General features: G+C 72.0%; 13 protein-coding genes and 1 pseudogene. 7 read left to right on the top strand and 7 right to left on the bottom strand.

Annotated elements, in window-relative coordinates; translation table 11 throughout:
* Positions 1-1,276: helix-turn-helix domain-containing protein (locus ACFU7Y_RS23115; protein WP_380769520.1), on the bottom strand; the 1,276-nt coding region annotated here is incomplete at its 3' end.
* Positions 1,277-1,609: 333 nt separating this feature from the next.
* On the opposite strand from ACFU7Y_RS23115, the gene ACFU7Y_RS23120 reads away from it, so the two are divergent.
* Positions 1,610-2,125 carry a hypothetical protein gene (locus ACFU7Y_RS23120; RefSeq protein ID WP_224279108.1) on the top strand — a complete coding sequence of 172 codons (516 nt, stop codon included), beginning with the start codon at positions 1,610-1,612 and terminating at the stop codon, positions 2,123-2,125.
* Between the two features lie 55 nt (positions 2,126-2,180).
* Here the strand turns inward: ACFU7Y_RS23120 and ACFU7Y_RS23125 are convergent, their stop codons facing one another.
* Positions 2,181-2,963, bottom strand: a complete 783-nt coding sequence (locus tag ACFU7Y_RS23125; RefSeq protein WP_224279110.1) for a GntR family transcriptional regulator — start codon at positions 2,961-2,963, stop codon at positions 2,181-2,183.
* Between the two features lie 197 nt (positions 2,964-3,160).
* On the opposite strand from ACFU7Y_RS23125, the gene ACFU7Y_RS23130 reads away from it, so the two are divergent.
* The gene (locus ACFU7Y_RS23130) at positions 3,161-4,705 is read left to right on the top strand and encodes an alkaline phosphatase family protein (RefSeq protein WP_380769521.1); all 1,545 of its coding nucleotides are present in this window, start codon (positions 3,161-3,163) and stop codon (positions 4,703-4,705) included.
* 101 nt (positions 4,706-4,806) lie between these two features.
* Here the strand turns inward: ACFU7Y_RS23130 and ACFU7Y_RS23135 are convergent.
* A pseudogene (locus tag ACFU7Y_RS23135) lies at positions 4,807-5,633 on the bottom strand (YfbM family protein).
* On the opposite strand from ACFU7Y_RS23135, the gene ACFU7Y_RS23140 reads away from it, so the two are divergent.
* Together ACFU7Y_RS23140 and ACFU7Y_RS23145 are read left to right on the top strand one after the other, a co-directional pair.
* Positions 5,572-6,582, top strand: a complete 1,011-nt coding sequence (locus ACFU7Y_RS23140; RefSeq protein WP_224279116.1) for an aldo/keto reductase — start codon at positions 5,572-5,574, stop codon at positions 6,580-6,582. The pseudogene ACFU7Y_RS23135 and the gene ACFU7Y_RS23140 sit on opposite strands and share 62 nt — an antisense overlap.
* A gap of 70 nt (positions 6,583-6,652) precedes the next feature.
* Complete coding sequence (locus ACFU7Y_RS23145) at positions 6,653-7,072, top strand: SRPBCC family protein (protein WP_224279119.1); 420 nt, start codon at positions 6,653-6,655, stop codon at positions 7,070-7,072.
* Between the two features lie 621 nt (positions 7,073-7,693).
* Here ACFU7Y_RS23145 and ACFU7Y_RS23150 read toward each other — a convergent pair.
* Genes ACFU7Y_RS23150 through ACFU7Y_RS23165 form a run of 4 tightly spaced genes read right to left on the bottom strand, consistent with a single transcriptional unit; the run spans position 7,694 to position 11,175 of the window.
* Positions 7,694-8,893, bottom strand: coding sequence for an ABC transporter permease (locus tag ACFU7Y_RS23150; protein ID WP_380769522.1), 1,200 nt, complete (start codon positions 8,891-8,893; stop codon positions 7,694-7,696).
* Entirely contained in the window at positions 8,875-9,597 is a 723-nt protein-coding gene (locus ACFU7Y_RS23155; RefSeq protein ID WP_380769523.1) for an ABC transporter ATP-binding protein, read from the bottom strand. The genes ACFU7Y_RS23150 and ACFU7Y_RS23155 overlap by 19 nt, the downstream gene beginning before the upstream one ends.
* Positions 9,594-10,685 carry a peptidoglycan-binding protein gene (locus ACFU7Y_RS23160; protein ID WP_224279125.1) on the bottom strand — a complete coding sequence of 364 codons (1,092 nt, stop codon included), beginning with the start codon at positions 10,683-10,685 and terminating at the stop codon, positions 9,594-9,596. Before ACFU7Y_RS23160 ends, ACFU7Y_RS23155 begins: the two co-directional genes overlap by 4 nt.
* Positions 10,678-11,175 (bottom strand): hypothetical protein, encoded by a 498-nt coding sequence (locus ACFU7Y_RS23165; protein ID WP_224279127.1) that lies wholly within the window; start codon positions 11,173-11,175, stop codon positions 10,678-10,680. Before ACFU7Y_RS23165 ends, ACFU7Y_RS23160 begins: the two co-directional genes overlap by 8 nt.
* A 123-nt stretch (positions 11,176-11,298) precedes the next feature.
* Here ACFU7Y_RS23165 and ACFU7Y_RS23170 point away from each other — a divergent pair, with 123 nt between their 5' ends.
* From ACFU7Y_RS23170 to ligA, 3 genes are all read left to right on the top strand, one after another.
* Positions 11,299-11,964, top strand: a complete 666-nt coding sequence (locus ACFU7Y_RS23170; RefSeq protein WP_224279129.1) for a response regulator transcription factor — start codon at positions 11,299-11,301, stop codon at positions 11,962-11,964.
* Positions 11,965-11,993: 29 nt separating this feature from the next.
* Positions 11,994-13,181: a cell wall metabolism sensor histidine kinase WalK gene (locus tag ACFU7Y_RS23175; protein ID WP_224279131.1), complete on the top strand. Its 1,188-nt coding sequence runs from the start codon at positions 11,994-11,996 to the stop codon at positions 13,179-13,181.
* Between the two features lie 75 nt (positions 13,182-13,256).
* Complete coding sequence (gene ligA / locus ACFU7Y_RS23180; protein WP_224279133.1) at positions 13,257-15,308, top strand: NAD-dependent DNA ligase LigA; 2,052 nt, start codon at positions 13,257-13,259, stop codon at positions 15,306-15,308.
* Positions 15,309-15,563: the final 255 nt, after the last annotated feature.

Below are 15,563 nucleotides of genomic sequence, written 5' to 3' on the forward strand. Positions count from 1 at the left end.
GCTCCCCCGTGGCGTGCCGGGCCGTCGGCGCGAGAACGGAACGTGATGTTCCGTCGCGCGGTGTCCCTCGTGGAGGATGCCAGGTCGTCACCCCCGCCGTGTTGGCACCGGGTGGACAGTTCTTGGCATTGCGTCCACTGATCCGGGTTTCCCGCCCGCTCGTGCGCACCAGGTGCTCACGATGCGGGGTTTTCGCGTCCGTCCGCCCCGTTCGCACGGGCTGTCCCGTTCGCAGGGGCCGTCCTGCCCGTACGGCCGACCCGCCCGCGGTCCCGGCCAGGGCCCGGCGGCGGTGCTCGCGGGGGGAGAGGCCGTACGCGGCCTTGAAGGCGCGGCTGAACTCGGCGGCGCGGGGCAGGCCGCAGCGGGTGGCGACGGCGTGGACGGGCAGGGCGCGCAGCGCGGGGTCGGCCAGGTCGCGGCCGGCCCGCTCCAGCCGGCGGCGGCGGATGAAGGCGGCGACGGTCTCGCCGTCGGACTGCCGGGTGAACAGGCGGTGCAGGTAGCTGACGGAGATGTGGTGGGCGGCGGCGATCGCGGCGGGCGTCAGGTCGGGGTCGTGCAGGTTGCGTCCGATGAAGGCCCGGACGTTCTCGACCAGGGCCCGCTGCCGGGTGTCGTCGGGCACGGCGGCCTCGGCGTCCAGTTCCCGGGCGAGCCAGGCGGCCACCAGGTCGACCACGACGCCGCCCAGGCGGGGGGTCTCGACGGGGCCCAGGACGGCGGCCTGCCGGTCGAGGCTGAGGAGGAAGTCCGAGAGCAGCGCGCAGCTGCCCTCCCGGGAGGAGAAGCCGCGGCCCAGCAGGTCCTCCAGCCGGTGCGGCGGCAGCGGCAGCAGGGCGGTGGGGAAGTCGACACCGACGGCTTCGATCCGCAGGTCCGCGGGGGACCGGGCGGCGCGGGAGCCGAAGGCCCGCAGGTCGAACGGGTGGGAACTGTCGAGCATGTGCAGGTTGCCGGGCCCGAAGGTCTCGGTGCGCCCGGCGTCGCGGGTCAGGGCGAAACCGCCGTCGAGCAGCAGGGTGAGGTGGAACACCTCCGGGTCCGAGCGCCGCACCCGGCGTGCGGTGCGATGGAAGCGGGTCGGCAGGAAGGAGCTCCGCAGGAGAGTCACCGGGCCCAGTTCCAGGCGCCGCATCTCCGCCCGGAAGTCGTCGCAGTGGACGCTGGTCACCTCGCTGTCCCGGGTGCGGCTGACCAACTCCCGCCAGCAGTCGAACCGTTCCTTCACGGGTACACCCTCGCTGCGGAACACGCTCTCCGTGCTCGTGGCCACTGTCCGCCCTTCCCTGCCGGGTTCCGTCCCCTCCCTGCCCGGCCGGGCTCCCCTTCCCCACCAGGTGTCACCGACTCCTTGCAGCCGGTGACACCAAAACCTACAAGGTCAGGCCCGGTGACCTGCGCCCGGGCCCGGGTCCGGGCGCAGGCTGCGGGAACCCCGGTGAACCGGCCGCCGCGCACCGCCCGTTGACATGAACACAGGGGCCGAGGGGCTCCACTCCCATCGCGCGACCGCCGGGCGGGCCCTCGGCCTCCGGGCCCGCGCGGCCGTCAACGACACCGTGCCGCGGCCGGCCAGGAGCCGCGCCGCAGCAGAAAGAGGGGAACGATGAGGAACACCGGTACGACCAAGCGCGCTCTCGCCTTCGCCGGCGCCGCACTGGCACTGGCCTCGCTCACCGGGCTGACGACCGCCACCAGCGCCTCCGCCGACGTCAACAGCGAGTGGAACTGCTCGCGCAACCCGAGCGGCTGGGACCACATGAACTGGGGCAGCTGCCTGCTGCCCGGCGACTCGCTCGTCTCCGCCAACGGCGCCTACCGGCTGACCTACCAGAGCGACGGCAACCTCGTGGAGTACGACCGCTACGGCACCGCGCTGTGGAACACCGCCACCTTCGGTGCCGCGGGCAAGGCGATCATGCAGTACGACGGCAACTTCGTCGTCTACGACACCTTCAAGAACGCCAAGTGGGCCACCGGCAGCGGCTTCGGCTGCAACCCCAGCGCCAACTGGGTGCGCATGCAGAACGACGCCAACATCGTCGTCTACCGACCGCACGACAACGGCAGCCCCTGGGTGCCGGTCTGGTCCTCGCAGTCCGGCCGCGTCGGCACCTGCTGACGAACCGTCGACGCCCCGGCACCGGCGGCCGCCCCCACGGCCGCCGGTGCCGGCGTCAGTCCTCCTGGGGCCGGTCGGCGTTTGGGGCGCCGAGGGCGAGGGTGAAACTGAACCGGTCGCCGCGGTAGAGGCTGCGCACCTGCTCCAGCGGGCGTCCTGCGGAATCCAGGCTGCGGCGGTGCAGCAGCAGCATCGGCAGCGCCGGCGGGGTGCCGATCAGCAGGGCCTCGCGCGGGGTGGCCGGCACCGTCTCGATCCGCTCGTCGGCGGCGCCGATCCGCACCCCCTGCTCGCGCAGGTAGCCGTAGAAGGACCCCTCGGGGTCGAAGTCCCGCGCCAGCGCGGGCACCCGGGCGACCGGCACGTACGTGGACTCCAGTCCGACGCGTTCCTCGTTTGCGCGCAGCACCCGCTCCAGGTGCCACAGCGGCTCGCCCTCGGGGACCTCCAGGAGCCGGGCCATCGCCGCGTCGGCGGGCAGCCGCTCCAGGGTGATCAGGGTGCGGCCCGGACGCAGGCCCTGGCGCGAGACGCCCTCGGTGTAGCTGCTCAGGGACAGCGGCTGCTCGATCTTCGGCCCGGCCACGACCGTGCCCCGGCCCTGCCGGCGCAGCCGGCCCTCCAGCAGCAGCTCGCGCAGCGCCTGGCGCACGGTGGCCCGGGCGACGCCGTGACGCTGCGCCAGATCGGCCTCGGTGGGCAGCCGCCCGCCCGGGCCCAGTTCGGCGATCAGCTCCTCCAGGCGGGCCTTGACCAGGTAGTACTTGGGCACCCGGCCGTGCTCGGGGACGCCGGCGCGGGCGGCTTCGGGGCCGGCCCGGGGGATGGGGTGATTCACCGCTCAAGCCTATCGAGCGCCGTCCGGGCCGGGCGGCCGCCTCAGATGCAAGATCACGGACTGGTAACGGGTCTGGTCTGAATTTCGGCGGTTGTTCATACAACCGTGGATTCACGGAGAGTCGGCCCTCGCCCGCCCGACCCATCCTCACTCCCGGTGCAACTGCACCGCACTGACGACCGGTTGGGAGACCTCCGTTGCGCACCTCCCGCTCCACCCGCACCGCCACCCGCACCGCCGCCCTCGCCGCCGTCACGGTCGCCACCACCGTTGCCGCGCTGATCCCGCTGTCCGGCGCGGCCTCAGCCGCGACCGCCGCCGGCTCGTACAACGGCCTGCCGAACGGCACCAAGCAGGCCAAGACCCTGGTCATCGGCGTCGACGGCACCCGCTACGACAAGCTGCTCACCGCCGACGCCCCCAACCTCAAGGCCCTGATGGCCGGCGGCATGACCGCCACCGGCAACCTCTACGCCAACCCGATGGCCCCCACCCTCTCCGGCCCCGGCTGGTCGACCATCGCCACCGGCGTGTGGCCCGACAAGCACCAGGTGAAGGACAACAGCTTCACCAGCTCCCGCTTCGACGCCTACCCCGACTTCGCCACCCGCCTGGAGAACGCCGACCCCGGCAACTCCACCCTGGTGATCGGCTCCTGGAACCCCATCGCCGGCAACGTCTTCAACGGCCGCGCCGACCTGCGCGTCCAGGAGAGCGAGAACGACACCAAGACCGCCGCCGACGCCGTCGACTACCTCTCCCACGGCAACCCCGACACCACCTTCCTGCACTTCGACCAGGTCGACGAGGCCGGCCACGACCACGGCGGCGCCAGCGCCGACTACCTGACCGCCCTCCACTCCGCCGACACCCTCGTCGGCCAGGTCCTCCAGGCCGTCACGTCCCGCCCCACGTACGCCTCGGAGGACTGGCTGATCATCGTCACCACCGACCACGGCCACACCGACGCCGGCGGCCACGGCGGCAACAGCGCCAACGAGCGCCAGACCTTCCTGATCGCCAACGGCACCGGCTACACCCCCGGCTCACGCCGTTACGACGTCAAGCCGGTCGACATCGCCCCCACCGTCCTCAAGCACGAGGGCGCCCTCGTCGACCCGGCCTGGAAGCTCGACGGCCGCCCGATCGACGAGATCGTCCCCGACGCCTTCGACGTGCTGCGCCCGAGCCTGCAGGCCCGTACCGACGAGAGCGGCATCCCGGCCGCGGTGAAGGGCTGGACCCACACCCCGCCGGCCGGCTGGAGCATCGACAACTCCCGCATGCCCGGCGGCGGCGTCACCGAGTGGTGCGGCTGGACCTTCGTCACCGACGAGTTCTGGACCGCCGCCCAGCTCGGCCAGTCCCGCGAGACCAACGTGCGCGCCCGCAACGTGTTCGCCGTCGCGGACTCCGACGAGTGGGACGACAAGGCGCACGGCGCCGGCCAGTTCGACTCCACCCTGGTCGGCCCCGCCTACCCGGTCTCCGGCGCGGGCCGCGGCGTGCTGTCCTTCGCGACGAACTGCAAGATCGACGGGCCGCAGACCGGCGACGTCTACGTGGTCTTCGACGACGGCGCCCCGCAGCTGGTGAAGTCCTACCGCAGCGACCTCGACACCGTCGAGAACCTCCCCGTCACCGTCCCCGCCGGCGCTACCACCGCCCGCTTCCAGTTCCGCTACACCGGCACCAACAGCGCCTTCTGGACCGTCGACCAGGTCGCCTTCACCACCTCCTGACCCGGACGGCGCGCAGGCGGGGGAGGGGCGCCGGGTCCCGTCCCCGCCTGCGCGCTGTCCCCGCCGCCCGCCCGGGTCCGCTGCCGGGGGCGGCGTGGGCCTCAGGCGGACCAGACGAGGAGCCCGTGCCGGTAGCGCGCGGTGGTGCGGACGAACGCGGTGAGGGCCGCATGGTGCGCCTGGAGGTAGGGCAGGTCCGGGTCGTCCTCCCAGAGGCCGGTCGGGTAGACGTCCGCCCGGACGAGGTCGGCCGCGGTGGTGTCGCCGAGCAGAGCGGGGAAGGGGAGGTCCGCGAGCGCGTCGGCGGCGAGCCGGACCTGCTCCGGCGTGAGCACCCGGGGCGGCCCGTAGCCCCAGTCGTCGGCCCCGGGCAGCTCCTCCCCGCCGTGGGCGAGGTCGACCGGGAAGGCCCGCCGTTCGACAGGAAGCGCAGCGCGTCCCAGGCCTTGCCGGTGTTGTGGGTCCGGCGCTCCGAGGGGCTGACCGGCCGCTCGGACTCCTGCTCGGCCACCTCGTCGGCGAAGGCCGAGATCCAGTCCGGCTCCCGGGCTGCCCGCTCCAACTCCCGTTGGTTCAGGCGGAGATACTGCGTGACAATGCTCATGAGGCGGATCCTACGAAGGGCCGCCGACAGATCCCGCGAAGGGCGGCCTACGAATCCCGCGAAGGGCGGCCTACGGATCCCGCGAAGGGTGGCCCGCCCGGGTGGCGCCGCCCAAGGAACGGCCCACCCCTTGCATTGCCCAGCGCATGCAACTATTGTTTCTGCATGTAAGGCGCGCCTGCATCGATCACTCGGTGCAGGCGCAACCCCCGGCGGGCACCCCCTCCCCACGGGCGCCCGCCTGCTCCGCAAAGGCACTGACATGTCCCTCAAGGAAATCCTTCCCGGCAAGCTCGGCTTCGGCACCGCTCCCCTCGGCAACATGTTCCGCGCGATCCCCGACGTCGAGGCCCTGGCCACCGTCGAGGCGGCCTGGGAGCACGGCATCCGCTACTACGACACCGCCCCCTTCTACGGCGCCGGCCTCGCCGAGGAGCGCCTGGGCGAGGTGCTCTCCACCAAGCCCCGCGACGCCTACGTGCTGTCGACCAAGGTCGGGCGCGTCATCCTCGACGAGCCGGAGGAGGGCGACCGCGACCTCGGCGAGAAGGGCGGCCTGTTCGAGCACGGCAACCCGAACAGGATGCTCCACGTGTGGACCGCCGAGGCCACCGAGCGCTCCATCGAGGACAGCCTCAGGCGCCTGGGCACCGACCGCCTGGACATCGTCTGGGTCCACGACATCGCCCAGGACTTCCACGGCGACCAGTGGCTGGCCAAGTTCGAGGAGGCCCGCACCGGCGCCTTCCGCGTCCTGTCCCGCCTGCGCGACGAGGGCGTCATCAAGGCCTGGGGCCTGGGCGTCAACAAGACCGAGCCGATCGAGCTCACCCTGGCCCTGGACGAGCCCCGGCCCGACGGCTTCCTCCTGGCCGGCCGCTACACCCTGCTCGACCACGACCACGCACTGCAGCGCCTGCTGCCCATGGCGCAGGAGCAGGGCGTCGACATGGTCGTCGGCGGCCCCTACAGCTCCGGCATCCTCGCCGGCGGCACCCACTTCGAGTACCAGGCCGCCCCGCCGGAGATCATCGAGAAGGTCGCCCGCCTGAAGGCCCTCGCCGACAAGCACGGCGTGTCCATCAAGGCCGCCGCCCTCCAGTTCTCCCTCGCCCACCCGGCGACCGCCGCCGTCATCCCCGGCGCCACCAAGCCCAGCCGCATCGCCGAGGACCTCGCCGCACTGAACGAGACCGTCCCGGCCGCGTTCTGGCAGGAGCTGCGCGCCGCCGGCCTCGTCAGCCCGGCCGCCCCGCTGCCCAACGGCGCCTGAACCCCCGCCCCCACCGCAGCCCCACACCCCCACGCCCCCACACCCTCGCCGCAGTACAGGAGAATCGATCATGGCCTCCACCTCCGTCAGCCGCATCGTCCCCGTCTCGCCCGACAAGGTCTGGAGCCTCATCGGCGGCTTCGACGCCCTGCCCGACTGGCTCCCCTACATCCCCGAGAGCACCGCGTCCGAAGGCGGCCGCGTCCGCAGCCTGAAGAACCCCGAGGGCGAGGTCATCGTCGAGCGCCTCGTCGACTTCAACGAGGCCGAGCGGCACTACAGCTACGCCATCCTCCAGGCCCCGTTCCCGGTCGACGGCTACGCCTCCACCCTGCGCGTCCACACCGTCCCCGGCCGCGACGACCTTGCCGAGGTCCAGTGGTCCGGCCGCTTCAACCCCGTCAACGCCACCGAACAGGAAGTCGTCGACCTGTTCACCGGCATCTACGCCGACGGCCTCGACGCCCTGAACAAGACCCTCGCGGGCTGAGCGCAACCCTCCACCCCGCGTCCTGCGCCCCGCAGACCCGGGCGGTCGGCGGCCCGTACGAGGGGAAACCGATCATCAGGGCTCCTTCGTGGATACCCCCGGCCGTGGATACCCCTGGCGAATACGCCCGAAAGACCTGGAACGCCTGACTACTGCCCGTCCTCTGTCCGCTGGTCGCCGCCAAGGCCCACGGACGCACCGCGGCCGCCTGCGCCGCCCTCGCCGGCCTGCTGACCACCAGCGCCGTCAGTGCCTGCTTCGCCCTCGGCCGGCTCACCACCGGATTCCCGCTGCTCACCGCCCTGGGCCCGCTGATCGTCGCCCAGCACCTGTACCGGCGGCGCCGCTCGGGTGGTGAACGGACCACCGCCCAGTGGCGCGAGGGCCGCCGGCTTCCGCTCCCGGCCCCCTCCGGCACCGAACCCGCCGCCGCCCTCGCCGCCCCCGTCCCCGACGGCACACCCCCGGGCGCCTGGCTCGCCCTCGCCGACGGCCGCGTCCTCGGCACCGGCCACACCCCCGGCCAGGCCCGCCGCGACGGCACCGACACCCCCACCACGGCCCGGCTGGTCTGACGTCCCCGCAAGGCTCTGTCGGTGCCGGCCGCCGTGATCTTTTCTCCTACCCCGACTGAAGAGCGAGGGTCGGTGAGAGCCGGGCAGCACGGACTGCCGGGTACAGTCCCGCCACCGACCCGATGAGCAGGGTGGCGGCGAAGCCGCCGCCGACCGCCCACGGAGGGATCACCCAGGGCATGCCGCCCGAGGCGGCGAACGCGTACGTGGCTGCCGAGCCCAGCACCACGCCGGCCAGGCCGCCGAGTCCGGAGAGCAACAGGGACTCGGTGACGAACTGGATGCGGATCTGTCCGCGGGTGGCGCCCAGGGAGCGGCGCAGGCCGATCTCGTGACGGCGCTCCAGCACTGAGATGATCATGGTGTTGGCCACCCCGACGCCACCGACCAACAGTGCCACGCCGCCCAGTCCGAGCAGCAGACTGTCGAATGCGCCCTCGGTCGCGGCCTTGGCCTGAAGGGCTGCGGACGGGTTGGAGACCTTGACGTTCTGCGGATTCTGCGGGTCGGCGGTGCGTGCGAGGAGCCCGCGGACCGACTCGACGGAGGCGTCCGAGGAGCGTTCGTAGATCTGGGTGGGGTGGCCGTCGAAGTCCAGGAGTGTGCTCGCGGCCTGCCAGCCCACCAGCGCGGACCGTTCGATCTCGGGCGCCAGCGGAATCGGGTCGAGGATGCCGATGACCGTGAAGTACTGGCTGCCGATGAAGACTTGCTGACCGGGTCCGGTGATGCCCAGGCGTTCGGCGGCGACGCTTCCGAGCACCACCGAGGGGTAGCGTCCGTTCGCTTCGTTGAGCCAGGTGCCCGCACCGATCGTGCCGCGCAGAGCCTTCAGCAGATCCTCGCCGGCGGCTTTCACGGAGAGACCGGAGGTGTCGCTCTTGGAGATCTTTTCGCTGCGCCGCACGGTCGGTTTCAGGTCTCCGGTCGCGCCGACGTGTTCGACGCCGGGGATGCGGCCGATCATGCCCGGTGCCTCCTCGGGCAGCTGGGCCGCTTTACCGCTGAACAGGTCCTCGCCGGGGGCGACCTTCAGCATGTTGGTGCCCAGCTTGTCGAGCTGCTGGAGCAGTTGGGCCTTACTGGAGGCGGAGATGCCGACCACCGCGATCATCGTGGCGATGCCGATGGCGATGCCCAGTGCGGACAGCACGACGCGCATCGGCCGGGAGCGCAGACCCGCCGAACCGACGTGGAGGACGTCGCGGGGGCCGAGGCGGGCGGGGGTCAGTCGGTCGCGTGGCATTGTTCCCCGCCTTCTGCCGACTCCGGCGCTCTGGTGTGCGTGTCCTCGACGACCCGGCCGTCGCGGATGCGGACCTGGCGCGGCAGGGCGTCGGCGATCCCGCTGTCGTGGGTGATCACCGCGATGGTGGCTCCGTCGGCGTTGAGGTCGTGCAGCAGCTGCATGACGGCTTCGCCGGAGGCGGAGTCCAGGGCGCCGGTGGGCTCGTCCGCCAGCAGTAGGTCCGGCTCGCCCACCACCGCCCTGGCGATGGCCACCCGCTGTCGCTGTCCGCCGGACAGCTCGTGCGGGCGGTGGTGCATCCGGTCCCCGAGCCCGACACGTTCCAGGGCGGTGGCCGCGCGCTTGCGGCGCTCGGCCCGCGTCAGGCCGGAGTAGAGCAGGCCCTCGGCGACGTTGTCCCGGGCGCTGACCCCGGCCACGAGGTGGAAGGACTGGAAGACGAAGCCGATGTGCCGGGCGCGCAGTGCGGACAGCCGACGGTCGGAGAGGGCCGCGATGTCGTGGCCCGCGATGGCGACGGTGCCGGCGGTGGGGCGGTCCAGGGTGCCGACGATGTGCAGGAGGGTGGACTTGCCCGAACCGGAGGGGCCGACGATGGCGAGCAGCTCCTTGCGTTCGATGCGCAGATCCACCCCGCGCAGCGCCGCGACCCCGCCCGGGTACTCCTTGGTGACCTGGTTCAGTTCGACGACGTTGGTCATGTGTTGGGCACTCCGACCTTCATGCCTTCCGTGAGACCGGATCCGCTGACCTCGACCCTTCCCTGCCCGAACAGGCCGAGCTTGACGGGAATTTCGCGGGCCTTCCCCTCTTCCACGACCTGGACGCCGAAGCCGCCGGCGGGCAGGGCGAGCAGCGCGTTGACCGGGACGGTCAGTACGTTCTCGTGCGTCTCGCCCTTGAGCTCGACGGTGACCGGGGCCTGGTCGATGCCCTTGACCTGCGACGGATCGTCGAAGGTCACCCGTGCAGTGACCTTGGCGGACTGATCCTGCCCGCCGCCGCCCTGGTCCTTCTCATCCGAACCGGCACTGCGGTCGACGGAGGCGACCTTTCCCTTGGCCTTGTCACCGCCGGGAAGGTTGATCTCCACACCGGTACCGGGCTCGGCGAGCCCGGCATCGGAGACGTCGAGCTTGATCTGTACCTCGCGCTCGGCCCCGGTGACGGTCAGCACCGGGCGGCCCGGGCCCGTCCGGTCGCCGACGGCCGCCTCCTTCTTCTTGACCCGCACCGAGCTCGGTGTGAAGGCGATCTGGTCCGGGCCCGTCTCACCGGTCTGCTGCAGGCCGTGGGACTTCTGCCAGCGTTTGAGCGCCTCCGCCGTGCCGGAGGTGAACTCCTCGTCGACGGTCAGGCCCGCCCCGTAGCCGAGGGCGCGGAGGTTCTGCTTCAGCTGCCGGACGTCCGGCCCCTTGTCCCCGGCCTTCAGCGTCCGGTACACGGGCCGCTCGCCGTACAGCAGCCAGACCTTGCCGCCGTCGGCCTCGTAGAGCGCCTCGTTCTGCTTGATCACCGCGCCGTTGTCCGGGAGCCAGGTGAGGGTGCCCTCGGCGCCGCCGTTGAGCTTGCGCTCCTCGGAGTAGCCGAGGGTTCCGTCCACCCGGGTGCGGCTGCTCAGATCCTGCCGCTTCACCGTGTCGGTCTTCTGCGGCAGGCCGTCCGTGCGCCGCTCCTGGCCCCTGGTGTCGTCACCGCTCACCGAGACGGCCGCTGCCCCGCTCACCAGTGCGCCCGCCACGACCAGCGAGGCGATCACGTGCTTTCCGGGACGCCTGCGCTCACTCACCGTTCTGCTCATTGCACGCCTTCTGGGCCTTCTCCATCTTGTCCTGGCTCACATTGGCGCCGGCTCCCACCTGGCCGGTCAGCCGACCGTCCTTCATCTCCGGGTCCGGCATGTCGATACCCTGCTCACGCATGCACTTCGCGAACCCGACGGCCTTGTCGAGGGCCTTCGCCTGCTCTTCCTGGCTCATTTCCTTTGCGGCACCGGGCAGGTCCTTGCAGGCCTCCTGCGCCTTCTTGAACACCTTCTCGTCCCTGACCTGGACGCCTGCGGCGTGATTGCCCTCCGGCTCCTGCACCTCCACACCGTTGTCACGCAGACACTGGCGGTACTTGTAGCCGTCGTCCTCCTTCGTGCCCTTACCGGACGCGCCCGAGCCCTGAGCACTGCTGCCCTTGCCGGAATCCACACCACCTCCGGTGCAGCCGACAGCGAACAACGCCAGACCCGCGACGAACGCAGCCGCCATGCCGTGCTTGACGCTCCCCATGGAATTCCTCCGTATCCGAGACCCGATGGCCGACGGAAGGAGGCTGACACAAGCCCGCATTTCGTCTCTCTTAGCGAAAGCGCTTACACCGACGAAATGTCGCATCAGGTACACATGGATGTCATGCGTGTACTGATCGTGGAGGACGAGGAATTCCTGGCGGACATGATCGCCGAGGGACTGCGGCGCGACGCCCTCACCGCCGACGTCGCCTACGACGGCTGGGAGGCGCTGGACCGGCTGCGCCTGGGCGACTACGACGTGCTCATCCTCGACCGCGACCTGCCCGGCCTGCACGGCGACGAGATATGCCGACACGTCGTTGAAGCGCGCCTGCTGACCCGGGTGCTGATGCTCACCGCCGCCGGTTCCGTCAGCGAGCGCGTCGAAGGTCTCGGCCTGGGCGCGGACGACTACCTCTCCAAGCCCTTCGCCTACGCGGAACTGCTCGCCCGCGTCCTGGCCCTGGGCCGCCGCACCCGGCCCGCCCTGCCGCCCGTGATCGAACGGGCGGGCGTCACCCTGGACACGGCCCGCCGCCAGGCCCTCCGCGACGGCCGCTACCTCGCACTGTCCCGCAAGGAATTCGGGGTGCTGGAAGTGCTGATGCGCGCCGAGGGCGCGGTCGTCAGCGGCGACGACCTGATCGAGCAGGTCTGGGAGGAGAACAGCGGCTACCGCGCCAACGCCGTCCGGGTCACCCTCAGCAAACTCCGCGCCAAGCTGGGTGAACCCCAGGTCATCGACACCGTGCCCGGCCACGGCTACCGCATCAGTGGAGCCACGTGAACCGGCCGTCCACACCACGCACACGGCGCATGCGGCTGCCCGGCGGCGAACGGGTCCGGCTGACGGCACTCTACGGCGGGCTGCTCGTACTGGCCGGAGCCATGCTCATCGGCCTGATCAACTTTCTCGTGACCCAAGACCTGTACACCACCATCCGTACAGCCGTGGCACGGTCTCCGGCCGATATCCCCGAGGGCTCTGATCCCTCCCTCTACGTCTCCGCCGGACGCGTAGTTCCGGGGCCCGTCCCCGCTCAACGCGACCAGGGAGCCTCCGAGACCATCACGGTGTTCACACAGGCCGCTGAACAGGCCGCCCAGAACCGGCTGTTGACCGTCTCACTGGTCACCCTGGCCGTCTTCGCCATCGTCTCCGTCGCGCTGGCGTGGTGGATGGCCGGACGGGTGCTGCGCCCAGTGGGGGTGATCACCCGTACCGCCCGGCGACTGTCCGGGGAGAACCTCCACGAGCGCATCGCCCTCGAAGCCCCCGCGGGCGAGCTCAAGCAACTCGCCGACACCTTCGACGACATGCTCGACCGCATGGAGCACCTGGTCGGCGCGCAGAAACGGTTCGCCGCCAACGCCGCGCACGAGCTGCGCACGTCGCTGGCAGTGCAGCGGGCGGCGGCGGAGATCGGGCTGGCCACCTCCGACCCGGAGGCCGTCGCGCGCATCCGGCGCAAGCTCATCGAGGTCGCCGACAGCAGCGAACGGCTCATCGAAGGCCTGCTGCTGCTCTCCGTCTCCGATCAGGGCCTGGACCACCGCGAACCGGTCGCCCTGGACGAGCTCGTCCGTTCCATCACCGCCGAGTACGCCGTCTCGCAGCAGGCCCGCGGCCACGGCATCACCGTCCGGTCCCGGACCACGCCCGTGACGGTGCAGGGCGACCCGGTGCTGCTGGTGCACCTCGTGCGCAACCTCGTCGGCAACGCCCTCCGGTACAACCACGACGGCGGCCACGTCACGGTCACCGTGCACGGTCGGGCGCTGGAGGTCGACAACAGCGGCCCCCATGTGCCGCCGGAGACCGTCCCGTATCTCTTCGAGCCCTTCCGGCGCCTGGAGGAGCGCCGGCACGCCCCCGGCGAGGGCGCCGGCCTGGGCCTGTCCATCGTCGCTTCGATCGCCCGCGCCCACCAGGCCCGCACCGACGCCGAGGCGAATCCGGACGGCGGACTGACCATCCGCATCGTCTTCCCGAGCCCCGGGTGACAACCCGCCGCCGGATATTCGCACCGGGCCCTCTCGATGCAAGGCTTTGTCAGTGCCGACCGTCATGATTCCCGCATGATCGACACCGCCGCTCCGCTGGCCTCCCCGTCCGCGTACGCCGACGCCGTCGCCACCGCCGTCCAGGCCGCCGCCGCGTACTACGCCGACGGCTCCACCCCGCTCGGGGACGACGAGTACGACGCCCTGCTGCGGTCCATCGCCGCCTACGAGAGCGCCCACCCCGGCCAGGCGCTGCCCGACTCGCCGACCGGAAAGGTGGCCGGCGGCGCCGTGACCGGCGACGTCCCGCACAGCGTGCCGATGCTCTCGCTGGACAACGTGTTCTCCGCCGAGGAACTGGAGTCCTGGGCCGCCGGGCTGGAACGGCGCCTGGGCCGGCCCGTCGCCGCCTGGTGCGTGGAGCCCAAACTCGACGGCCTCGCCATCGCCGCCCGCTACCGCGCCGGGCGCCTGCAGCAGGTGATCACCCGCGGCGACGGCCTCGCCGGCGAGGACATCACCCACGCCGCCGACGCCATCCTCGGCCTGCCCGCCGAACTGACCGAGCCCGCCGACATCGAACTGCGCGGCGAAGTCCTGCTCACCCAGGACCAGTTCGAGCACGCCAACCGGGTGCGCGCCGACCACGGCGCCACCCCCTTCGCCAACCCGCGCAACGGCGCCGCCGGCACCCTGCGGGCCAAGGACCGCCCCTACCGGATCGAGCTGACCTTCTTCGCCTACGACGCCATCGGCCCCGAGGACCTCGCCCACAGCGCCCTCCTGGAACACCTCGCCGCCCTCGGCGCCAACACCGCCGCCACCACCGCCGCCCGCCCGCAGCACTGCGCGGGCACCACGGAGGTCCAGCAGCGCATCGAGGAGATCGCCGCGCTGCGAGCCGAGCTGCCGTTCGGGATCGACGGCGTGGTGGTCAAGGCCGACCTGGCCGCCGACCGGGCCGAGGCCGGCTCCGGCTCGCGCGCGCCGCGCTGGGCGGTGGCCCGCAAACTGGCCGCCCAGCACAAGGTCACCCGGCTGCTCGGGGTCGAGTGGAACGTCGGGCGCACCGGGATCATCGCCCCGCGCGCGGTGCTGGAACCGGTGGTGATCGACGGCGTCACCGTCACCTTCGCGACCCTGCACAACCCCGCCGACATCGAACGGCGCGGGCTGATGATCGGCGACCAGGTCTTCGTCTACCGGGCCGGCGACGTGATCCCCCGGGTGGAGGCCCCGGTGCTCGACGCCCGCACCGGGGCCGAGCAGCCGATCGCCTTCCCCGAGGCGTGCCCGCGCTGCGGCGACGCCATCGACACCACCGAACAGCGCTGGCGCTGCATACGCGGCCGCAACTGCCAGGCCGTCGCCTCGGTCCTCTACGCGGCCGGCCGCGACCAGCTCGACATCGAGGGCCTCGGCGGCACCCGCGCCGTCCAGCTCGTCGAAGCCGGCCTGGTCGCCGACCTGGCCGACCTGTTCACCCTCACCCGCGAGCAGCTGCTCACCCTGGAACGGATGGGGGAGACCAGCGCCGACAACCTGCTCGCCGCGATCGCCGCCGCCCGCACCCAGCCGCTCAACCGGGTCTTCTGCGCCCTCGGCATCCGGGGCACCGGACGGACCATGTCCCGCCGGATCGCCGCGCACTTCGGCGGCATGGCGGCGATCCGGGCCGCCGACGCCGAGAGCCTGGCCGGTGTCGACGGCATCGGCACCGAGAAGGCCCGCGTCGTCGCCGCCGAACTCGCCGACCTCGCCCCGCTGCTGGACCGCCTCGCCGCCCTCGGCGTGGGCACCGCCGTCACGGCCCCGGCCGCCACCGCCACGGCGGCGGGGGAGAGCGGTACCGGCGACACCGGCGGGGACGGCGGCCCGCTCGCCGGCGAGGCCGTCGTCGTCACCGGCAGCATGACCGGCGCCCTCGCCGACCTCTCCCGCAACCAGATGAACGAACTGATCGAACGCGCCGGAGGCAAGGCCTCCTCCTCGGTCTCCAAGCGCACCACCCTGCTGGTCGCGGGCGAGAAGGCCGGCTCCAAGCGCGCCAAGGCGGAGGAACTCGGTATCCGCATCCTCACCCCCGAGGAGTTCGCCACCCTGGTGGCCTCCCACCTGTCGGCCTGACCTCCGCCCGCATCGTCAACCACCAGCACCGGAAGGGACGTTCGGGCGGCCGTCGGGCTGCCTTCGGACGGTCGAGGGGCCGAACACCGCCTGGGAAACTCGGATAGCGGCGCACCCGAAGCACCGACAAGGATGCCCTTGCACTCCGTACGCACGCCTCGGTTTCTTTTCCGTGACCGCTGGGGCGACCCTGTTCACGCTGGAGCACCTCGCCGTGTGCCGCTCCCCGCCCCGGCCGAGGGCCCGGCCCGGACG

Origin of the sequence: Kitasatospora sp. NPDC057542 (assembly GCF_042801945.1) — a bacterium.
In the GTDB taxonomy this organism is placed as follows: domain Bacteria; phylum Actinomycetota; class Actinomycetes; order Streptomycetales; family Streptomycetaceae; genus Kitasatospora.